The sequence below is a fragment of the Bacillus sp. FSL L8-0099 genome (assembly GCF_038006385.1).
Classification (GTDB): domain Bacteria; phylum Bacillota; class Bacilli; order Bacillales; family Bacillaceae_G; genus Bacillus_A; species Bacillus_A toyonensis.
In genome coordinates this window covers 3,342,407-3,365,211 of the sequence record NZ_JBBOVC010000001.1, presented here as the reverse complement: position 1 = coordinate 3,365,211, position 22,805 = coordinate 3,342,407, and the positions used below count along the sequence as shown (strand labels likewise).

At 35.1% G+C, this 22,805-nt stretch carries 18 protein-coding genes and 1 pseudogene; 15 read left to right on the top strand and 4 right to left on the bottom strand.

What is annotated here, in order from left to right; genetic code table 11:
• The first annotated feature begins 158 nt into the window (after positions 1 to 158).
• Entirely contained in the window at positions 159 to 866 is a 708-nt protein-coding gene (locus MHH42_RS16980; protein ID WP_098638148.1) for an IS6 family transposase, read from the top strand.
• A 243-nt stretch (positions 867 to 1,109) separates the two neighbouring features.
• On the opposite strand, the gene MHH42_RS16975 is transcribed toward MHH42_RS16980, so the two are convergent.
• Positions 1,110 to 1,412, bottom strand: a complete 303-nt coding sequence (locus tag MHH42_RS16975; protein WP_070173558.1) for a hypothetical protein — start codon at positions 1,410 to 1,412, stop codon at positions 1,110 to 1,112.
• Between the two features lie 413 nt (positions 1,413 to 1,825).
• Here MHH42_RS16975 and MHH42_RS16970 point away from each other — a divergent pair.
• From MHH42_RS16970 to MHH42_RS16940, 7 genes and pseudogenes are all read left to right on the top strand, one after another.
• Positions 1,826 to 3,038, top strand: a pseudogene (locus tag MHH42_RS16970) (IS110 family transposase).
• Positions 3,039 to 3,443: 405 nt separating this feature from the next.
• Positions 3,444 to 4,874 carry an IS4 family transposase gene (locus tag MHH42_RS16965; RefSeq protein WP_199692109.1) on the top strand — a complete coding sequence of 477 codons (1,431 nt, stop codon included), beginning with the start codon at positions 3,444 to 3,446 and terminating at the stop codon, positions 4,872 to 4,874.
• 877 nt (positions 4,875 to 5,751) lie between these two features.
• Positions 5,752 to 7,068 carry a condensation domain-containing protein gene (locus tag MHH42_RS16960; RefSeq protein ID WP_340893640.1) on the top strand — a complete coding sequence of 439 codons (1,317 nt, stop codon included), beginning with the start codon at positions 5,752 to 5,754 and terminating at the stop codon, positions 7,066 to 7,068.
• A 534-nt stretch (positions 7,069 to 7,602) separates the two neighbouring features.
• A complete protein-coding gene (locus tag MHH42_RS16955) occupies positions 7,603 to 7,923 on the top strand; it encodes a PadR family transcriptional regulator (RefSeq protein ID WP_000429487.1) in 321 nt (106 codons plus the stop codon).
• A 75-nt stretch (positions 7,924 to 7,998) separates the two neighbouring features.
• Positions 7,999 to 8,340 carry a DUF1048 domain-containing protein gene (locus MHH42_RS16950; protein WP_000891986.1) on the top strand — a complete coding sequence of 114 codons (342 nt, stop codon included), beginning with the start codon at positions 7,999 to 8,001 and terminating at the stop codon, positions 8,338 to 8,340.
• A 322-nt stretch (positions 8,341 to 8,662) separates the two neighbouring features.
• On the top strand, positions 8,663 to 9,424 hold the full coding sequence (locus MHH42_RS16945) for an ABC transporter ATP-binding protein (RefSeq protein ID WP_213744265.1): 762 nt from the start codon (positions 8,663 to 8,665) through the stop codon (positions 9,422 to 9,424).
• The gene (locus MHH42_RS16940) at positions 9,425 to 10,174 is read left to right on the top strand and encodes an ABC transporter permease (RefSeq protein WP_000837814.1); all 750 of its coding nucleotides are present in this window, start codon (positions 9,425 to 9,427) and stop codon (positions 10,172 to 10,174) included.
• Positions 10,175 to 10,339: 165 nt separating this feature from the next.
• Here MHH42_RS16940 and MHH42_RS16935 read toward each other — a convergent pair whose 3' ends face one another.
• On the bottom strand, positions 10,340 to 11,302 hold the full coding sequence (locus MHH42_RS16935; protein WP_000755054.1) for a helix-turn-helix transcriptional regulator: 963 nt from the start codon (positions 11,300 to 11,302) through the stop codon (positions 10,340 to 10,342).
• A gap of 108 nt (positions 11,303 to 11,410) precedes the next feature.
• Here MHH42_RS16935 and MHH42_RS16930 point away from each other — a divergent pair, with 108 nt between their 5' ends.
• Together MHH42_RS16930 and MHH42_RS16925 are read left to right on the top strand one after the other, a co-directional pair.
• Entirely contained in the window at positions 11,411 to 11,890 is a 480-nt protein-coding gene (locus tag MHH42_RS16930; protein WP_000801034.1) for a GyrI-like domain-containing protein, read from the top strand.
• A gap of 1,117 nt (positions 11,891 to 13,007) precedes the next feature.
• Positions 13,008 to 13,700 (top strand): hypothetical protein, encoded by a 693-nt coding sequence (locus MHH42_RS16925; protein WP_000033278.1) that lies wholly within the window; start codon positions 13,008 to 13,010, stop codon positions 13,698 to 13,700.
• Between the two features lie 435 nt (positions 13,701 to 14,135).
• On the opposite strand, the gene MHH42_RS16920 is transcribed toward MHH42_RS16925, so the two are convergent.
• Positions 14,136 to 14,357 (bottom strand): hypothetical protein, encoded by a 222-nt coding sequence (locus MHH42_RS16920; RefSeq protein ID WP_000265911.1) that lies wholly within the window; start codon positions 14,355 to 14,357, stop codon positions 14,136 to 14,138.
• A gap of 18 nt (positions 14,358 to 14,375) precedes the next feature.
• Positions 14,376 to 14,573 carry a hypothetical protein gene (locus MHH42_RS16915; RefSeq protein WP_002104975.1) on the bottom strand — a complete coding sequence of 66 codons (198 nt, stop codon included), beginning with the start codon at positions 14,571 to 14,573 and terminating at the stop codon, positions 14,376 to 14,378.
• 418 nt (positions 14,574 to 14,991) lie between these two features.
• Here MHH42_RS16915 and MHH42_RS16910 point away from each other — a divergent pair, with 418 nt between their 5' ends.
• The 5 genes from MHH42_RS16910 (at position 14,992) to MHH42_RS16890 (ending at position 22,672) form a co-directional block, all read left to right on the top strand.
• Positions 14,992 to 15,624 (top strand): LysE family translocator, encoded by a 633-nt coding sequence (locus MHH42_RS16910; RefSeq protein WP_000254117.1) that lies wholly within the window; start codon positions 14,992 to 14,994, stop codon positions 15,622 to 15,624.
• 98 nt (positions 15,625 to 15,722) lie between these two features.
• Entirely contained in the window at positions 15,723 to 16,484 is a 762-nt protein-coding gene (locus MHH42_RS16905; RefSeq protein ID WP_000140994.1) for a glycosyltransferase, read from the top strand.
• 583 nt (positions 16,485 to 17,067) lie between these two features.
• Positions 17,068 to 17,790, top strand: a complete 723-nt coding sequence (sigI, locus tag MHH42_RS16900) for an RNA polymerase sigma factor SigI (protein WP_002093524.1) — start codon at positions 17,068 to 17,070, stop codon at positions 17,788 to 17,790.
• On the top strand, positions 17,780 to 19,117 hold the full coding sequence (locus MHH42_RS16895) for an anti-sigma factor domain-containing protein (RefSeq protein ID WP_070173555.1): 1,338 nt from the start codon (positions 17,780 to 17,782) through the stop codon (positions 19,115 to 19,117). Before sigI ends, MHH42_RS16895 begins: the two co-directional genes overlap by 11 nt.
• Before the next feature lie 204 nt (positions 19,118 to 19,321).
• Positions 19,322 to 22,672, top strand: coding sequence for a glycosyltransferase (locus MHH42_RS16890; RefSeq protein WP_340894758.1), 3,351 nt, complete (start codon positions 19,322 to 19,324; stop codon positions 22,670 to 22,672).
• Positions 22,673 to 22,805: the final 133 nt, after the last annotated feature.

The following is a 22,805-nucleotide window of genomic DNA, read 5'->3' as shown; positions in this document are numbered from 1 at the left end:
GACGTACTTTTTATGCATAATTTCAGTGTACACAATGACATTATTTTTTGCACCAGAACCAAAATAGGTTCTGGTGCAAAAACTCTAAAGCTCTTGCCAGTAATCTCCTAAACTTGGACATACTGATAGTATTACTCTAAAAAAGGTGTGTGATCGGTATGGAAAAGAGAAATTTGTTCAAATGGAAGCATTATCAGCCGGAACTAATCTTATTAACAGTAAGGTGGTACCTAAGGTACAATTTGAGCTTCCGTAACCTGGTGGAAATGATGGAGGAAAGAGGATTATCCATTGCTCACACAACGATTATGCGCTGGGTTCATCAATATGGACCTCAACTAGAAGAGAAAGTACGACATCATCTAAAATCAACAAATGATTCATGGAGAGTCGATGAAACCTATATTAAAGTAAAAGGGCAATGGATGTATTTATATCGTGCCGTTGATTTAGAAGGGAATACCATTGATTTTTATCTAAGTAAATCAAGAGATAAACAAGCCGCCAAGTGTTTTTTCAAGAAAGCCCTGACTTTTTCGTACGTTTCTAAACCTCGCGTGATAACAATAGATAAGAACCCTGCCTATCCTGTAGCAATTCAAGCGTTGAAAGAAGAAAAACATATGCCCGAAGGCATAAAGCTAAGACAAGTTAGATATCTCAATAATATAGTGGAACAAGATCATCGTTTTATTAAGAAACGTGTGCATCCTATGTTGGGGTTTAAGTCATTTAAAACTGCAACTTCTATATTGAGTGGTGTTGAAGCCATGCATATGATTAAAAAAGAACAGATTGATTTACGGGACCAGTCTGTCCAAAATCAGAAAGAATTCATCCATCAATTGTTTGGGCTAACAGCATAAAATACAATTCCGCTCGAAATATATGCGCTATATTCTCTTTTATTTTATCTTTGCACCAGAACCCAAAAAATAACCGTAGATAGTAGCACGAACACTGTTCTTGTTATAATTAATTTTTTTCAGAACGTCTATAATCCTCTTTTAAAAAATATATGTAAATATAATAAAAAACGAATGATTAATAGAAATATTCTACGCCACTCGTTTTTTATCGGACTTCTTTTTACTGTACTTTTATTTTCTTTATGAGCTATTAGAAAAATAATTGTCTATATAAGTCTTTATTTTTTCAAAATCCTTTTCCATAAATAAGATTGCTGGTACTTCAATTATTGGAAGATTATTTTCATTATCAAAAGGTGGACACGGTTTGGGAACTACCAAATAGTCAACTGAGTTTTTATCCCTAATATAATTAATTGAGACATCATAATACTTAGAAAAATATTCCTTCAAATCATCCTGATTCCTTAAAAATGGTAGAGAAAATATTGAACCATAATTTATACCAGCGTCGACAATTAATACAAAGCATATTTTTTTCATGATACACCCTCCTCGTATAATAAGTTTTAAGTTAATAACTGTTCCTTGAAAATTAAATAGTTTTTATCTTCAAGAGCTACATCAAAAAAATGATGTATGGGTAAAATTTAGTCTTGGATACTGGGGGATTTCCCTAGATAATGGAAGTATGGAAATGGATCCATCGGGAATATGCTTACTCCTCCTGTAGTTCGACCACGTTAAAAGACTGTGACCCAGACCAAAATGCACTGCATACGCACAAGCTGTATCGGTTTCCTTCACTTACCTCTCATAGTGGTGGGAGGGCAGCTTAGGTGAAGGCAATCATTGAATACTCATACGCGAGGTTGTGGCTATGTTTTGGACTCTAGGGAGATCCCACAGTATCCAAGCTCATTCCAAATACTATTCAAAGAAAGGAGGTCCTTTCTTTGAGATTATTCGTAGCTATTGATGTAAGCTCTGAAAAACTTGATGTATGTTTTCTTGACAGTCATGACACTGTTTTGAAAGAAATTTGTCTTTCAAACGATGTGAATGGTGCCAACGCCATTAAGGAGGATATTCTCCATTTTCACCAGTTGTACAACTATGAAAAAATTGTCATTGGCATGGAATCTACTTCCGTCTATAGTTTCCATCCTTCCATGTTCCTAACGGAAGATAAGGATGGAAACTATAGACGTGGAAGTGGTCGTACAAAATCCAAAAGCCATCCATCGGTATAAAAAACTCTTTGAAGAAGATAAGACCGATAAAATAGATGCTTTCCGTATTGCCGATTTTTTACGAATCGGGCGGTATAATAAGTTTCTTATCAAGGAGGAAAAATACGTTGCCCTTCAACGTTTAACACGATCTAGATATCAACTCGTTCACCAGCAAACAGAATGTAAGCAACACTTTCTGGAGAACCTTTACTACAAATGTAATACGTTATCGAAAGAGTTAAATACCTCTGTTTTTGGTGCGACGATGATGGAAATACTCTCAGATTCCCTTTCGTTGGATGAAATCGCAGAAATGGATCTAGAAGCACTCGCTACTCTTCTTCAGAAAAAGGGGAAAGGACGCTTTAGCGACCCGGAAGATTTAGCGAAAACCATCAAGAAAGCCATACGTGACTCCTACCGACTAGGTAAGGTCGTTCAAGACTCTGTGGACGTTGTATTAGCCACTTATGCACGATTGATTCAAACATTGAAAAAACAAATCAAAGAGATAGAAAAAAGCATTACTGCTTTATTCGAAGCCATTCCAGAAGCGAGATATTTAACAAGTGTTCCAGGCATTGGAGTCGTATACGCCGCGGGAATCATTGCGGAAGTTGGACAAATTGAACGCTTTGAGAACGAAGCACAATTGGCCAAATACACCGGTCTTTACTGGAAAAAATCGCAATCTGGAAACTTTGAATCGGAACGAACACCCATGACACGAACGGGAAACCAGTATCTTCGTTATTACATGGTTGAAGCTGCCAACTCTGTACAACTTCGTGAAGCTACTTACCGTGCTTATTATTTAAAGAAATATGATGAAGTTCCGAAATACAAACATAAAAGAGCCCTTGTCTTAACAGCGAGAAAACTAGTGCGTCTGGTGGATGTGCTACTACGCAACCACCAACTCTACATGCCATAAAGGAGCGTGTAAATCAAGAGCTAACTACTGCTTTTGATATCCTTTCAAGGCGGCTTTAGGGATATGAACAAACATTCATATTTCCCACCTAAAAATACGAACTGACGTTCTGTGTATTCCTAAGGTTTAGTTTCCTGCGCTCTTTTTTAGAAATTCTTCTCTAGCTTTTATCAATCATATACTTGACTTAATACCACAAGTCTTATTTAACTTTATGTAACCGTTACAATTTATATTGTAACAATAAATTTGCGAAAAAAACATTGAGTTTAAGATAATTTATTTAAAAAATATAGCTTATGGGGTAGCGTCACACATCCATCAACTTAAGGATTTAGACTATTTTTGAAGTTAAAAGCACGTTACTATTTTCTTATGTTAATGAGAAAGGGTGACGTGCTTTTTATGAATATGCACCAAAAACAAGAGTTATCTTTATTTGCCGAGGAGCTATATCGATATATGTCTCCCGCTACACTTAATCAACTAGCTATAGAAGCAGGCGGGATGAAACGAAAACGCAAGTGCCACGGGCACCATTTCTTATCTTTGTGTGTATGGTTAAATCAACAAATCGCTACTACCTCTCTTACTCAACTTTGTAGTCAATTAGAAACTTCAACAGGAATTTTATTAAGTCCGGAGGGACTTAATCGACGATTTAATTCGGCTTCAGTAGCCTTCTTTCGCACTGTATTTACTACACTTCTACAAGCTAAAATTGGAGGAGTATCTAAGATTTCTCATTCTCTTTCTTCTTATTTTGAACGGATTCTCGTCCTTGATTCTACAACCTTCCAAGTTCCAGATCGATTCGCAACTACTTATCCTGGTGCCGGAGGATGTAGTCATACAGCTGGTGTGAAAATTCAACTAGAGTATGACTTGTTGAGTGGAAAATTTTCTGATGTGGAAATTGAACCAGGAAAACGAAGTGATCAGGCATATAGTGCGACTCGAACAGGCATGGCACAAAAGAATGAACTATATATTCGTGACTTAGGATATTTTCGTCTACAAGATTTTAAGTCTATTCAAGATAAGCAAGGATATTATTTATCACGTCTTAAGTTACCAACTAAAATATATAGAAAAGAATTCGAAACAGTCGTATTTAAAACAAAACCCGCTCAATTGAGACCGGTATATATACAAATTCATTTGGAAGACATCATGAAACAATTACAACCTGGCCAAGTGTATGAATTACATGATGTATATGTGGGGAGTAAAGACAAACTGCCTACTCGCATTGTGGTTTATAGATGTACCGAGGAGCAAAAACAGAAACGCCTACGTGATCGAGCTATTCGCGAAAAGAAAAAAGGAATTACATATACAGAGCGTACAAAACTTTTACAAGGCATTACGGTATATATGACAAACATTCCTACGGAATGGGTACCAAAAGAGAAAATTTATGATCTATATTCACTGCGTTGGCAAATTGAACTGTTATTTAAAATATGGAAATCTTGGTTTCAAATTCATCGTTGTAAATCTATTAAACAAGAACGCTTAGAATGTCACCTTTATGGGCAACTCATTAGTATTCTATTATGTTCTTCTACTATGTTTAAAATGCGAGAACTCCTGTTACGTAAGAAACAGAAAGAGCTAAGTGAATATAAAGCGATGTACATAATTAAGGATTATTTTTTACTTTTTTACCAAGCATTACACAAAAACACCCAAGAATTATCAAAGGTTCTCCTTCGTCTGTTTAACCTCCTACAGCACAACGGACGAAAATCTCATCGATATGAGAAAAAGACAGTCTTTGATATTTTGGGTGTTGTATATGAGTATACCACTTCTACTCATCAGGTAGCATAGTAAAAAAATTGAAGCCCGTCAGGGTTTATTTGATATGCCAACTTTTATAAAATCCAGAAAAGATTATAAAAAACTCTATGGAAAGAACACATTTTGTGTAAAAACATACCTTAAGTTGATGGATGTGGGGTAGCGTCACATGCCCATCAACTTAAGATTTTTAAGTATCCCCAAAATGAAATTTCTACATGAATATCTATAATTTCAACTCTTTTTCATTTGATTTGAAAATAAGCTTTCTATTTTTAAAAATCAACGATACCATCTCAAATTATAAGAATAAAATCCAATTATTTATTTATTTATTAGGAAAATAGATTGAAAATAATACGGTAGACTAAAAAATAAAATATTATTTATGATAATCATTCTTTTATAAAATTTAAACCGGAAATAGCCCTACTCATTTTGATTGCACATTTTCAAAATGGAGGGGCTTTTTTTACTATAAAATCAATATCTGCAGCATATTTTTGTTGCAAAAATTCTCATTCTTATTTTGATAGCGATATGGGTACATATACATGCCCATCAACCTTTTATTATGAAGTGGCCCTTGAATATATTGTTTTTTATTGATAGACATAAAAATGATTTATTTGCCGTATTGATAATTCATAGACTTTATCATAAAATGTTTATGTATATGTAAACTAAATTTATTTTCGTTTAGTTTTATTGAAGTAGTTAGGCAATGGTAATAACAATAAAATAATGGATGTATCACCTGCAAAAAGAATGAAACCAATACGGAGAAGATGATTGTGTTAAAAAATTCGAAAAGTAAGCGTTGTTAGCTCTTGAAGAAAAATGGCTAGAAAAGTTACAAGCATATGGAAAATAGGGTTATACAAAAGTCCTAAAGGGGGACGGAATTATGGAGCAAAGAAAGTATTCAGTAACACCTCAAGATCGAATGAATTATGTATTAGGTCTTTATTCTGCAGATCAACAAATTAATGCAGTTCTTTATTTTCCTGTAGGTATATCAAAGGAAATACTTGAAGAAACAGTAAGGATAACGTTACAATTGCAGCCAGTTTTGAACAGCCGGTTTGTAGAAAATGATATTCCTTACTGGGAGGAACATTCATCTGACACTAACTCATCTATTTGCTTTTTTGCAGAAGGAAATAATCAAGAACTTGAAATAATGGCAATAGATTTTATTAAGGAACCTGGTGATCGTATTCAGGGGCCTATGGTTCAAACGAAGTTATTACGGGGCACTACAACAGATATGTTAGTTGTGAAATTATCTCATCTATGTTCAGATGGTACAGGAGTCAAGGAATATATTAAATTGCTTGGAACAATATATACTCACCTTTCATTGGGGCGATCTAAGAAGCAAATTATAAAGGAATTTGGTGAGGGAAATGAGAGTTGTCGAGATCAATCACATGTATTCAAATATGCTGGAGTAACGGACATAAAAAGAGCGTATCGTCCTAATCAAGAACAACAGGCATCGTTATGGTCTTTTCCATCTCAACCTAACAAAAATAAATTCCCACAAATGTCCGTACGGCGGTTGAGCCATGATCAAATTCTACGTTTAACCCAATGGACAAAAGCGCAACAGGCTACCTTGAATGATGTAATCATGACTGCATACTTCCGAGCTTTATCACATTTCACTGTGTATGCAGAACCTCGCACCGCAGAAAAAATGATCGGTTTGACAATTGATTTACGTCGATACCTGCCTAATTCTACAACTGGTGCTATTTGCAACCTATCCGGTATGGAAATGCCAGTGATTAAAATGGAAGACGATGAAACATTTAATCAGACTCTTGTTCGAGTTAAACAATCAATGGATAAAATAAAGTCTCAAAATCCAGGTCTTTCTTCAGCAGCAGGAATGGAGCTACTGGCAGAAATGAAGCTATCTACAGTGAAGAAAATGTTTAATCAGCAATATGAACAGGCTATACAGATGGGAATGGCGTTGCCATTACTGACAAATTTGGGAGTGATCGCTGATGAACCTATTCAGTTTGGTGAAATTCAAGCTGAGGACGGGTATATGACATCACCTATTATGTATGCACCATTCTTTTCAATGGGAGCAAGCTCTTTTAATGGAAGACTTACATTTACGATTGGTTATCATACGCCGGATACATCAAAAGAAAAGGTAGAAAAATTTTTAGATAGTGTTGTTAATCAACTATCACAAATAAAATAAAAGAGAATATAGAGCAAAAATTCCTAGCAGAATTTTATTTTAAGGGCTCGTATCATGTACGACTAATCTCTGGGGGGTTTCTCTAATCGCACTTGCCTTTATGCTTTATATGTATGGGAAATCGTAGTGAGAAACAATTTGCATTGTGAAAAAACAAGATATGTCGGTATAAAAACAATAAAAAAGAGAAAAAAGAGCTGATTTAAATTACACATTGAATCAGCTCTTTTTTGCTAGTTTGATGGCCCTTACAACAAAAAATGTACATGTTTTTGTTGTAGATCTTTCTGCAGCTTACTAGCTATATGGATAGTTCATCATAAAAAGTAGGTTGTATTCGGTTAGGGGAAAGCGGATTTTAAATTTTTTTGAAAATAAAGTTGACATTCACAACTACTTAGTCATACAATGTAGATGTAATAAGTGATACTGAATAGTTCGGATTCACAAAAACTATTCAGTGAAAAATTCGCCTTAGTACTCTGTGATACTGAATATAAGTCAGACAGAATAGGGGTAAAGGAGGATCAGGACATGGAAAATTTAACTGAAATGCTGAAAGGTTCACTGGAAGGGTGTGTACTGGAAATCATTAGTCGCCGTGAAACGTATGGCTATGAGATTACCCGCCACCTGAATGATCTTGGGTTTACCGAAGTTGTGGAAGGTACGGTGTATACCATCCTCGTACGATTAGAGAAGAAAAAGCTTGTGAATATTGAAAAGAAACCATCAGATATGGGACCGCCTCGTAAGTTTTATTCATTAAATGAAGAAGGCCGCCAGGAGCTTGAATTGTTTTGGGAAAAATGGGATTTTGTATCGTCAAAAATTAACGTCTTGAAGTCAAAATAGGTTCATAAGATAAAATGTTCCGGCCGATACTTTGGGAATTTCTTGCTCGGTTTTATAAAAAAGGAGGAAAATAAGATGTTAGAAATGTTTAAAAAGTTAATTGGTGATAAAAAAGAGTACAAAATGATGATGGCACGAGTTGAGGCTCTGCCAGAGGACTACCAATTTGTATTTAAGAAAATTCAAAACTACATGTGGAATTTCTCAGCGGGTAACGGGATGGATATGTTACACATACAGTATGAATTAATCGATTTGTTCGAAGCGGGTGCAGCGGAAGGAAGACAAGTGCTTGACATTACTGGGGATGACGTGGCATCCTTTGCTGACGAACTAGTGGCAAACGCTAAAACTTACGTCTCCAAGTATCGTGAAGATTTGAATGAAAGTATTATGAAGAAATTGAGAAAAAAATAAATGGAATAAGTAATACCGACTGATTAGCTGGTTACACATATGAATTGCCACCATAGCTATTCAGTTATATTTTTAACTCAGTACTAAGTAATACAGAATATCAGTGATACTAAATAGGTAGAGGTAAATAAATTATCTTCGCAAAACATTTTTATCCCGCATTAACGGGCAGTAAGACCCCCACCTCAAAATTCAGCGTAAGCAAAGAAGTTAGGTGGGGGATCAACTGCCCGTAAAAGCCCGATTGATTCAACTAATAATCAGTGGGGGATGAACAAAACCCCCACTGATTAAAGTTTCACTTTATAGGGAGGAAAAAAGTATGAGTAATGCAGCGATTTCTATAAAAGGCTTGAAAAAATCCTTTAAAGACAAGGAAGTTTTAAAAGGGGTAGATTTTGAGGTGCAGCGTGGAGAAATTTTCGCGCTGCTAGGCTCAAATGGAGCGGGAAAGACAACAACGGTCAAAATCCTTTCGACGCTAATGAAGCAAGATGGCGGTGAAGTAAGCATTTGCGGATTTGATGTACAGCGTCAACCAGATCATGTTCGTCAAAGTATCAGTTTGACAGGGCAGTTCGCAGCTTTAGACGGTATGCTTACTGGGAGGGAAAACTTGATAATGATCGCCAAGTTACGTGGTGTTTCCAATCCCGCTCAAGTTGCTGACAATCTACTTGCAAGATTTAGCCTGACTGATGCGGCAAACCAAAGGGCAGATCAGTATTCAGGCGGAATGAAGCGCCGGCTTGATATCGCGATGAGTTTGATTGGAGCGCCAGCAATTATTTTTCTTGACGAACCAACGACTGGACTTGATCCTGAAGCGCGAATCGAAGTGTGGGATACAGTTAAGGAACTTGCCGGTAGCGGTACAACTATTTTGCTTACGACTCAGTACTTGGAGGAAGCAGAACAACTGGCAGACCGTATCGCTATTTTGCATGGCGGAAAAATTATTACGACAGGTACTCTTGCTGAACTAAAAGAGATGTTCCCACCGGCAAAAGTGGAGTATATCGAAAAGCAACCGACATTGGAAGAAATCTTCCTTGCGATTATCGGTAAAAAGGAGGAGATGTAAATGAAAAGTAAAACTGGTGTATTACTAGGTCGTTTAATGCGTAACATTATGCGCAGTCCGGATACAATTATTACGGTAGCGATTACACCGATTATGATGATGCTATTATTTGTCTACGTGTTTGGCGGCGCAATAAAAACAGGAACGGAAAATTACGTCAATTATTTATTGCCGGGAATTTTGCTAATGGCTATCGCATCCGGTGTAGCTTACACTTCCGTGCGACTATTTACGGATGTAAAGAGTGGGCTGATGGCACGTTTCATTACGATGCCTATTAAGCGCTCATCTATATTGTGGGCCCACGTTTTAACCTCTCTTGTTGCTAATGTACTTACTATCGTGGTGGTTATTCTTGTTGCACTCTTAATGGGCTTTCGTTCCAGCGCTAATATTCTAGATTGGCTTGCAGTAGCTGGGATACTAGGGATGTTTACGTTGGCGCTAACATGGCTAGCTATCATTCCAGGATTGAAAGCGAAGTCTATGGAAGGGGCGACTGCTTACTCGTACCCGCTAGTTTTTCTTCCATTTATTAGTTCGGCCTTTGTCCCTACCGAAACGATGCCAAAAATTGTTCGTGCGTTCGCTGAGAACCAGCCTGTGACTTCAATTGTGAATGCGATTCGTGCTCTATTATATGAAGGAACTGTTGGAAACGATATTTGGATTGCCCTCGCTTGGTGCGTCGGAATCATGGTTATTGCTTACTTCTTTGCTAGTAAAGCATTTAAACGTCAGTTAGGGTAAGAAACGAGATAAACGAAACCTTCAGGAATAATATATACGTTTAGAAAAGCACGGGAGATTTTCCGTGCTTTTATTATTTTTCATGCTCTCATTGTAGTAAATGAAATGGTATTTAAAAATAGGATGATTGTCCAGTGATAAAGCTTAATATTTGAGGCTCACTGCTTATGGAATATATAAGCACACTCGTTTTTGTAAATCTGCTAATACTTCATCGGGTATTTCCCTGATTTTAATATCCTTCCCTAGGAAAAGTAGCCAATTTGTTATTTCCGTCACTTCATCGGGATTGTTAACATTGATAAAAGTTTTTAAAATGGCTGTAGACTGGTAAGGATTTGTATAAGATATTGATCCTTTTAAAGGATGGTATTTTTTGAACTGGGCAATCGCTTTTGGTCCAAGTTCAAGTACCAAGTTGATTATTTCGTCCTTCTTACTTAGTTTTTCTAAAATCTTTTTCTTATTTAGCCTTTTTTTCGTCGTGTATGGTTCGATATTGGTGAGGTCATCGACAGGAAACATTATCTTCTTTTCTTCTTTTAAGTCAAACCCTTCAATGATCCAATGGCTTTTTTCTTGATAAAGGTGTAGTAGATAAATTGGATAAGATTTGATTTCCTCTTCTTCTTTGATGGTAATCAATAAATGGTTATCCAAAAGAAGGAGTTGGATGAGTTTTTCTAACATAGGATGGGGGAGGTCAGAAAGCTCAAGTAGATCGGGATTATGAGGGTTAGTCCCTTCAAACAGCAAGAGTTGATTTAAAAGAACAAGGTCATCTTGCTGGGTTTCTGAAATGAGTCCTAGTAGTTTTTCTGCTAATGACTGACGACTTTTTAGATAGGGAAGTTGTTGATTCCTCGTAGCCATAAAGGCAATAAAAAGAGCTTTCACTTCATTATCAGTAAAGCGAACAACGGGCAGGATAGAGTTATGCATAACAAAATATCCTCCGGTCCTTCCAACTTCAGCGACAAGTGGCATCCCCATAGCTTCAATTTCTCTAATGTCTCTAATAGCTGTCGATCGTGAGATGTTAAATTCTCGTATGATTTCAGAAATTGTAAAGTGGGAGCGGTTGTTGATATACCGCATAATTGTATTAATCCGTTCGACTTTTTTCATTTTGGTCTCCTAAACAGTATCATTTTTTGACATGGTTTAAAGGTATTATAAACGTATCAGATGAAAAGATAAATCGTTTGATTAATAAAAAAGAGGCAGGTTTTGCAGATGAAAAATTATACTATAGAAGAAAAAGATAGCTTTATCGTGTTAGGTATTGGAACTGAAATTAAGAGTGAATACACAGACTTTGCTGGAATAAATAAAGAAAAGGAAGACTTTTGGTCGGCTGTTAAAGAAGATGGAAGGCTGGACACTTTAAAAGCTTTAGCTACAAATGAATACATTTTTTCCGTGAGCGAAGCGGTGAATAACAAAATGATGTATTATGCGGGTGTCATGACAGAAGCACAAATAGAAGAAGAATCTAGAGTGATTCAGTTTCCTAAGGGGGAATATGTAGTAGTGAAAGGTGAAGGTAAGACGGCTGAAGAGCTAAGTAATAAGCTTACTGGCATCGCCTTCGGTCAAGCTTTACCAGAAGCAAAGGATTTTGCCTATGTTGGTGGACCGAATACAACGGTTGAGATGGGGCAGAGAAATGGCTTATTATTTGGTGAAATGTGGATTCCGGTTGTTAGGAAGTAAAGTGATAAAAGGTGCGAATATGGAAAGTAGAGGCTAACGATCTTGTATTGTTGGCCTTTTTTCTGTGAACATAATATTTATAGTCAGCTACACACTATATTCTGATAAAAGGGAATTACTGTAAGATTGTGTTGGGTGAACAAAAAAGGCTAGGAGTTCTTCTAGCATAAGGGTACAACTTAAAGTCGTAAAAGATAAAATAAATTAACGTTGTAATTAAACTTTAAATGTTAATTACTGTAGCAGTTAAATTACTTTCATTAATAGTGTTAGTTGATGTACCAATTCCCGAGGCATTCAGATTTAGACTGTATATATAAGTGCCGGGGGAGGGGTATCTATCCAGACTACTGAAACATTGTGTGTTCAATTAGTTGAAACATTCGCTGGTTTTTGAATATTATCTTGAGATTCTGACTGAACCGTAATAATAAAGGCATCTCTTTTCAGAATAAGAATTGAAGATACACTAAATTCTGTGAGAGGAATTAGAGAAGTATAATTAGTTCGGAAAACCCCTTCTAACTTTACTATTTCATTAACGCCTACACTAATAGCTGGTAATACGAGGGTAGTTGGGCTAGTTGCAGTATTATCACTTTGGTTAAATGTCAGTGAAATAATGCCAGGCGGCCCAGTATCGCCCTTTAGGGCACTATTTTGGGCACTAAATCAGGTGCCTTTTTACATTGGAATCGATGATACGATATTCCTACAGTTACTCGTTCTTTGAAAAGAGCATAACGTGGGGATAACGTATCTATGCGCTCATAATCAATGATCATAGCCGCTTTATCAAAATGTTACTGGAGAACTGGCATGGGCGGTAAGAATCCGCAATAAGGACTAAAAGACCAATTACATTTAAATATTTAGCCACGGTGCGTGAGTGTCGTGGCTTTTGTGTTTCTTATTGAGTTTAGTGTTTTCTATACTAGATTCATAAGTGATATAAAGGAATTTATAAAAAAGGTTACTTCTCATTAACTTTAGATACAAGGATAGTGTAATAGTGAAGATTTTGCTATTCATTTTTTGAATATTACTTTAAAATTTAGATAAAAAGATAGTATTACTTTTGATTAATTTTAAATGTCGAAATTGAGGGTGAATGCTAGTGTCTAAATTTACACAACAGGACCAAGAGGATTTTAAAAAAAATCTGCTTTATAAAAAAGATAAGAAATTTGTTGAATTTATCGTGGATAGTTATGTACATACCAAGGAGTTTTCTAATGATACTGATAGTTTATCTAATAAGGATAAATTAATGGAGTTAGAAAAAAATGATTTAAAGTATGTGAAAGCAAGAATAGAAAGTTTATCTGAGTACCATGATCCACTTAAAATGGATTCAATGATTCTACCAGCTGTTACGGTTTTATTTTCTGTACTTGCAACTGGATTTTTCGTTAATGCAAAGATGATTAATGGATCCACTAATTCTATGCAGATTAGTGGATTTACCGTAACAGGTTTCTGGATTTTTACAATCATAACTTTTATTCTTTTCGTATTGAGACCTGGTAAAAAGAAGCATAGTAAGATTATTTTCTTTAGTAAACTGGTTGACATATGTATTGAAGAGAAAGAACAGAAAAAAGAGCAAGAAGAAAAGAGAAGAGAGCAGAAAGAGAAAGAACAGGAAGAGCAGGAAAAGAGAAGAGAGCAGAGAGAAAAAGAAGAGAAAGAAAAGCAGCGAAAAGAGAGTGATTATAAGCTAGTACGTTTATACCTTGAAAAACTAGTTATGCAAGAAGAAATGAAGGAAGTAAAAAGAAGCAGAAGAAAAAGATATAAAAAAAGATGATTCGGTGAAAAGCGCCCATTTAGGTGCTTTTTTTGTACAAAACAAACGGACTCAATAAACGAAAAAACAGTGATGTATGAGAGGTGTATTTTATTAAATTGCATTTAATTTAAAATAAAATGTGAAACTTTTCAAGAGTAGCTATTTTTATTTTGTATAATAAATTTTAGGCGAACGATTCAAAACGTTAAAACAGGGATGTTCAACAATAAATACGCTATGATAATCCAGAATGGCTAAGCGAAAATGTAGATATAAGCGAACTTAATGTGAAAGATAAAAGAGAAAACGCTAAGAATCGTTGGCAAGGAAATGCAACCGAAACAGCTTATAGTAAATATACCGATTTTAAAGATTGGAACAAGTAAAAGTAGCGAATCCGCTTCTTTTTTATTTTGCATAGAAAAAAGGAAACCATAAAGGATTCCTTTTAAATTACGCTGTCTTATAAATTTTATTTTTAATCCTATTTTTAGTATCTATAAATGCGGCGTATGTAGCTATAGCACCACCTAAATAATAGACTTGGAATTTGTGGTCAAAAGCTAATCCTGTAATGAAATTGTAGCTGTATATAAAACAAGTTATACTGAACAACCATAACATGAACTTTAAATCTTTTAAGCTCAATCTATAATTCTTAATTCTTTTCCACATATGTATCAACTCTTATTGTCATGAGGCTCTGTAGTTTTTCTTTTTAAAATCACGCATGTTGAGGAAAAAGAATAAAAGGAAGATAACAGCTGCGATGCCATTAATCCAGTAGTATGTGCGTCCTGTTGTGAATCCGTTATAGAAGGAATAGACATTCCAAATTATAAGAAGTACTGAACAAACAGTAGAGATCATTAATGAGCCAAAACTTCTCATGATTTTCACCTCGATTCAAAATGTTAAAACTTATTTATAATTTTACATTCAAATAATTAGATTTACAAGAATAGGATGTAATAAAATGATTTAAAGAAATTACCATGGAAATTATTTGAAAGAACTTGGTAAAGGGGAAGGGGGAAGATTGGATGCATTAGCGGATGAGTTAAACGGTGTAGTAAATAACCATTGGTATTCAATCAAATAAAAAGTGCTAACAAGTTTGCAAACGAACTTGCTAACACCTATACGAATTAGACATAAAATGCCGTTGATATTTCATTTAAAAAAATAGACTTATTCAAGGAGATTTTAAAGTTTTACTTAAGGGAGCGAGAAGTATGAATCTTTTCTCTCCTCAATCATGATAAAATGTACAATAGGAAATTTTATGTAACATAAAGGGGGAAGGTTTATGGTCAGCTTGAGTACCTTGGTAGCTTTTGCAATTGTTTCGCTTAGCATGGTTTGTTCACCTGGGCCTAATATGATTTACCTCATTTCCCGTTCCGTTACGCAGGGACGTATGGCGGGATTTATTTCTTTATTGGGCATCATGCTCGGATTTGTAATCTATATAATCGCAACTATGTTTGGACTTACAGTTCTATTCGTTGCTGTTCCCGCTGTATATGAAGCAGTAAAGTGGGCAGGTGCTGCTTACTTGCTCTGGCTCGCCTGGAATTCGATAAAACCGGGTGCTACATCTATTATGGAACCTCGTATGATTTCTAATGAGCCACCAAGGAAATTATTTCTGATGGGACTCATGACGAATCTTCTGAATCCAAAGATTGCTATTTTGTATGTATCACTTCTACCTCAATTTGAAGATCCAGAGAAGGGATCGTTGCTTTTTCAAGGTGCAGTTTTGGGGCTTACGCAAATCACTGTTAGCTTTATAGTTAACCTTGTAATTGTATGTACAGCAAGTAAAATTGCAAAATGGTTTGGCACACGCCCAACGTGGCTACGAGTACAGCGTTGGCTTATGGCAAGTGTTTTAACGGGGCTTGCTGTACGTCTTGCTTTTGAACGTCGACAGTAAGAGCCTCTTTATCTGCAGTTTCTATAATATAACCTAATAAATATTAATATAAGTTATGTATAGCAGATATTTACCTTATAAAATAAGGGGGGAATATTATGACTGAGACAAACGAATTTTCAGGAGTCAATTTGAAAAAAGATGTGAAATTTTCTATTATAATTCCTGCACATAATGAAGAAAAGTACATTAGAAAATGTTTAGATTCAATTGCAAAGGCATCAGAGGCATATAAAGAGCAAACGGAAGTTATAGTTGTTTTAAATCGTTGCACAGATAAAACAGAGGAAATAGCAAAATCTTATAATTGTGTTACATTGAAAAATAACGATAAAAACTTATCTAAAATTCGAAATGCAGGGGCTAAAATAGCTAATGGAGAAATAATCGTCACTATAGACGCTGATACCATAATGACAGAGTCTATGTTGTCTAATGTAGATAAATATTTAACTTCAGGTAAATACATTGGTGGTGGGGTAAATGGGAAGTTTGAAAGAATATCTTTAGGAATATTTCTCTCCGCAATGTTAATAATAATTCCCTTACTTTTTAAGTACGGAGCTATATCTGTAGGGATTTTTTGGTGCTATAGAAAAGACTTTATGGCAATCAACGGATTTAATGAAAACATGCTTATGGCAGAAGATGCAGATTTCGCTAAACGGTTAAAAGAATGGGGAAAGAAAAATAATAAGAAATTCGGTACTATTAAAAATGGAATGATAACTTCATGCAGAAGATTTGATACATATGGAGACTGGACTTTACTTAAAAATCCAAAAGTAATTTTAGCTTATCTAAAAGGAAATGATAGAAAATACGCAGATAAGACATATTATGATAACCAAGAAAGATAAAAATGGAGAAAATCGGCAGAGGATAGCTAGTACTTTTTTAGATATAATGAGAATCCAACTTAATTTAATAGATATTATAAGAAAACCATCAATTTGATTATCCTTTTTCAAATTGATGGTTTTTTATTTTTGAAATAAATATGTATTTTTTATAAAAATATTTTTTGACCCCCATAAAACTATGTATTCCTCCGAATATGTATAGTGAAGAAAATAATTAGAAGAAAAATGACTATGAAAGAATATAGAAGTATTAATAAAATTACTAGATTAGGTGGGCATCTAAAATAAAAGGATGAAATTACCAATGGTATAGAGGAGAGTTATTCAAGGATTGCAGATAAAATAGAAAAAGAATAAGCAAAACGAACGGTAGAAAATAAGAAAGTAGATAAAAATACAAACTTAACTTTAGTGCCGAGAGAAAAGGAAAATCATTAAGAAAACGTTGGAAAAAGTTAGACTCTAAAAATATAACTAACAGCAAGAAAACAAGACCGAAGAAAAGTACCAAGAAAATCTGGTTAAATGGTCACGTGTGTAGTGGCCATTTTGCTATTTGAAGGAGGCTGGGAGATTACAAGTGTTGAGTTTAGTAATGAAGATCTTAAGAAAACCGAAAATAGAAGATATCGTATGTAACATACAAAACAACGAAGCAGATAAAGAAGCATTTATCGTACAGTATCAGCCTTTTATTAGAAAATCAATTTCATCTGTCTGCCGCCGATATATTACAGAACAGGATGATGAATATAGCATTGGATTGTTTGCGTTTAACGAAGCAATTGAACAGTATTCATATACAAAAGGAAAATCCTTTTTAGCGTTTGCTGATCTTCTTATAAAAAGAGATGTAATTGACTATATACGTAAAGAGTCTAAACATAACTTTGTCTTTTTAAAAGAAGATGAGCAAGAGGAAATGTTAGAAATGCAAGTGTCGCTTACGGAGTATATGAAAGAGATGGAAAATAGTAACCGTAAGGAGGAAATTCTTCATTTTCAAAGTGTGCTAGCTGAGTTTAAAATCACATTCTCAGAGCTTGCTAAAGAATCTCCTAAGCATCGTGATACGCGTGAGCACTTAATAGAAATTGTGAAAATTATTATAAAAGAAGAGGAAATGATGGAAGAGCTGTTCCGAAAGAAAAAGTTACCGCTTAAACATATTGAACCGCGTGTTAGGGTAAGTCGTAAAACGTTGGAACGACATAGAAAATACATTATTGCAATGTGTATTATTTTTGCAAACAACTATACATATATTCTGGATTACATAAGAGGGGAAAAGCATGATGAATAAAGGAATTGTGATGGATATAAAAAAGCATAGCGTAGTTGTTTTAACACCAAATGGAGAGTTTATTACGTGTAAAAGAAAAGGGGATTCTTGCATGATCGGGGAGGAAATCTCATTTGATGAGCAAGAACAAAAAGCATCGCATTTTTCGATTCCTTCCTTTTTAAAGCCTGCATCAATACTTGTTGCTTGTTTTCTATTTGCAGTGTTGTTTTTCTACAACCAACCAGAAGAAAAAGTATTTGCTTACGTCTCAGTTGATATAAATCCAAGTTTAGAGGTGAGCGTAACAAAGGATTTTCGTGTTATAGATTTGCAGGCTTGTAATGATGATGGAAGACGTATTTTAAAAGAATTGAAGCAATGGGAAAATAAACAATTGCAAGAAGTAATACGTACTATTATAAAGCAAAGTCAAGAGGATAAGTATTTAACGAATGATAAGCAAGTTATGCTAACAGCTGTTGCAAAGGACAAGGCACTAGAACCACAGTTGGAAAAGGCAATGAAAGAATTAAAGAAAGAATATGAGCTAAAACATATTACAGTTGAATATCAAAGTAGCACGATGCAAGTACGAGAGAATGCTAGAAAAGCTGGAATTGGCACAGGTGTCTATATAAAGCAAGAGAATGAAAAGAACAAATCGCTTACTCCCCCTGCCACGCCGTCTAATCCGGTGGAAAATGAAGAAGAGGTGCAATCACAGCCGGAGTCATCTCCTAATGCATCACTGGATTTGTCTCCTGTAGACGAAAAAAAATATGAAAAGCAAGAGCAGAAAGAACAAAAGAAAACAGAGGAACAGCCATCGAAGCAAATAAAAGAAAACAATGGAAGAGGATCTCAGCAAGAAAATAGAGGGAATCAGCAGGAGAATAACAGTAGAGAATCTCAACAAGGAAATAACGGGAATCAGCAAGGGAACAACGGAAGAGGGTCACAACAAGGGAATAATGGAAATGGGCAAGGGAACAACGGAAGAGGATCACAACAAGGGAATAATGGAAATGGGCAAGGGAACAACGGAAGAGGATCACAACAAGGAAATAATGGAAATGAGCAAGGGAACAACGGAAGAGGATCCCAACAAGGGGATAATGGAAATGAGCAAGGGAACAACGGAAGAGGATCTCAACAAGAGAATAATGGAAATCAGCAAGGGAACAATGGAAGAAATCCTCAACAAGGAAATAATGGGAATCAGCAAGGGAACAATGGAAGAGGATCCCAGAAAGAAAATGATGGAAACGAGCAAGGGAACAATGGTAGGGGGTCTCAACAAGAAAATAGAGGCCACCAGCAAGGGAATGAAAAGAAGAATCAATAGAATCTGGAAGTGAGAGAGTCATTTCAAAGCTAAAAGGATGTATCTCGCTATTGTGGGCAGTAAAACTCCCATTTCAAAATTTGGCTGGGGCAAAGAAGTTAGGTGGGAGTTGGGCTGCTTGTAAATGCACAATTGGTGAGGGCTGATTAAAGTTGCACTTTATTATTTTATAGTTCTATTAAGAAGGAGTATGTGAAAAATATAATGGAGAAAAACATTCAACAAGAGAAAGATAAAGAAAAACCTGTTTTTTATGATCCGAAAGGAAGGAGAAACATAGCCTTTATTTGGTTTCTATGTATCTCAATAGTTAGTGTAAGTGTTGTATTTTATTTTTTCTTTCAAAGTATTTTTTCAACACCAGAAATTCCAAATATGAATACCGCTGTACAACAAGATACTAAACTTATACCAATTAATCAAAAACTTAGTGATCAGCAGTTAAAGAAGGAAGAATTTAAACTAAATACCGAAACGAAGGATAATAAAAATTTGGTGAATTCGCCGAAGGATAGTAAACAACCTAAAGAAGTGTATGGTTTTTATGTAAACTGGGATGAAAATAGTACCGCTTCTTTAAAAGAAAATATCGATTCATTAACTACGTTAGTACCAGAGTGGTATCATTTAAAAGCAGATTTAACGATTAGAAGTGAGATAAAACCTGAGATAGTAAAGTTGGCAGAAAAAAATCAAGTGAAGATTATGCCTTTGCTTACTAACTATACTGAGGAAGCTTCTGGTCCTGATAGTGGGCTAATTCATAAGTTACTGAATTCTTCAAACGATGTAAAGACAAAGTTTATTAATGATTTAGTAAGTCAAGTTAAAAAGAATCAGTTTTCAGGTATTAATATTGACTTTGAGGCTGTACCTGAAAGTGATAGAGAAAACTTAACAAATTTTATGAAAGAACTTACTACGGAATTTCATGAACATGATTTACTCGTTACACAAGATGTTCCAGCTAATGATAAGGCTTTTGATTATAGTGCGTTAGCAAAAATAATAGATCGAATGATTGTAATGATGTACGATGAGCACTATGGAGCTGGGGAACCAGGACCAATTGCTTCAAATAAATGGTTCCAACATACATTGAAAGAACTGAATATTCCGTCTAATAAGCTTATAGTTGCTTTCGGTAACTATGGATATGATTGGGAAGTAAATAGTAAAGTAGCTGCGAAGTCTTTAACTTTCTCAGAAGTTATGGCAATGGCTCATGATTCAAATATGAAAATACAATGGGATAAGATGAGTGGAAACCCTTATTTTAGATATAAAACAGGAGAGAAAGAACATACTGCTTGGTTCTTAGACGGTGTTACTCTCTATAATCAAGTAAAAATCGCAATGGACAACAATGCAAAGGGGTTTGCATTATGGAGACTAGGAGCAGAAGACCCTACAATATGGAAGGTTTTAAAAAATCCTATTGAGGTACAAAAAAATCCTAATGTATTACATAAAATCAATAGTTTAGATGAAGTAAATTATTCTGGACAAGGTGAAATTTTACAGATTGAGAATGAAAGAAAAAATGGATTGAGAGATTTTAAAGTAGGCAAAGATGGTTACCTTACAGATGAAGTATATCACTCCTTACCATCTGCGTATGAAGTGCAACGATATGGAAAACCAAATGGAAAACAAGTAGTATTAACATTTGATGATGGACCAGACCCGAAATATACGCCAGAAATATTAGATATATTAAAAGAGAATAAAATAAATGCTGCTTTTTTTGTACTTGGTGAAAACGCGCAACTAAATACTAATATTGTAAAAAGAATATACGATGAAGGGCATGAAATTGGCAATCATACTTTCAAGCATCCTAACATAGCTGATACGTCTTTATTACGAACGAAAGTAGAACTTAATACGACGCAACGTTTAATTCAGGAAGTAACTGGACATTCTACGGTTTTATTTAGACCACCATATGAAGCGGATGCTAACCCGGATTCATCAAATGAAATATTGCCTATTTTACGTGCACAAAATATGAACTATACAATGGTAGGGGAAAAAGTTGATCCCGAAGACTGGGCAACACCATCAACAAATGAATTAGTAAGACGTGCTCTTAATCCTATTTATAAGGGAGAGGGAAATATTATTCTTCTCCATGATGCGGGAGGGAATCGTACCCATACAGTAGAGGCGCTCCCGATTATTATTAAAGACCTAAAAAAGCATGGATATAGTTTTGTAACAATTTCAGATTTAATGAATAAAGAACGAGATGAAATTATGCCACCTGTTTCTTCTGAGGGTAAGCAATATTTACTTTACAATAAAGCTGTCTTTTCAGGAGCGGGATATGCAAAGCATATATTAACAACGATTTTTTATATTGCTATTGGATTAGGTATTTTTCGATTCCTATTTTTAATTTATTTTGCATACAAGCAGAAAAAGACAGTAAGCGCCCGCTTATTTACTAATTCTTCTTATCAACCTTTCGTTACTGTTGTCATAGCAGCATATAATGAAGAAAAGGTGATAGCTAAGACGATTCGCTCCATTTTGGATAGTGATTATAGAGAGTTTGAAGTTATTGTTGTGGATGACGGATCGAAAGATGGTACGTCAAAAGTAATGGAAGAAACATTTTATAAGCATCCTAAAGTTCGTTTAATTCAGAAAGAAAATGGCGGGAAATCATCGGCAATGAATTTAGGGTTTCAGCAATCACGAGGAGAAATCATTGTTACGTTAGATGCGGATACTATTATTGCACAAGATGCTATTTCTTTAATGATTAGACACTTTGAAGATCATAATGTAGCGGCAGTTTCAGGGAATGTTAAAGTTGGGAATAGACGGAATTTATTGACTACTTGGCAACATGTTGAGTATATTACAGGATTTAACTTAGAACGTAGAGCTTTTGAGGAGTTAAATTGTATTACAGTTGTTCCTGGAGCGATTGGAGCATGGCGTAAAAAGAATGTAGTTGAATCTGGTTATTTAAGCGAAGACACATTGGCAGAAGATACGGATCTTACTATTACATTTTTACGTCAAGGACATAGAATTGTATATGAAGAAAAAGCATATGCTTTTACGGAGTCACCTGAAGATGTGAAAAGTCTCATTAAACAACGATATCGTTGGTCATACGGTACACTCCAATGTCTTTGGAAACATCGAAAAGCGCTGTTTCATTCCAAACATAAAGCATTAGGATTTATTGCATTGCCCAATATGTGGTTATTCCAATATGTTCTGCAATTTATTGCACCTTTAGCAGATATATTAATGATTATGGGGCTTTTTGGTAGCAATCCGCTAAAAGTATTAGGATTTTATCTTGTATTCTTTGTCATAGATCTTCTCGCTTCACTATTTGCATTTAAATTAGAGAAAGAGAATCCAAAACCATTAGCATGGTTAATTTTACAACGCTTTATTTATCGTCAATTTATGACGTATGTTGTCATTAAATCTATATTCTCATCGATTCGAGGAGTAGCAGTAGGGTGGAATAAACTAAAGAGAATGGGGAGTGTTAAACATTCCACGGAACATAAGGAGGCATCATAAGAGAGCAGATTATCTGCTCTCTTTTTCATTGATTTTAGCTAGTTGAATATAGAGTAGTAACATAAAACCTTCTGCTTCCATAACGAAATTTCTATTCATTACTGATAGTGAAACGTTATGTTAAGACACTCCT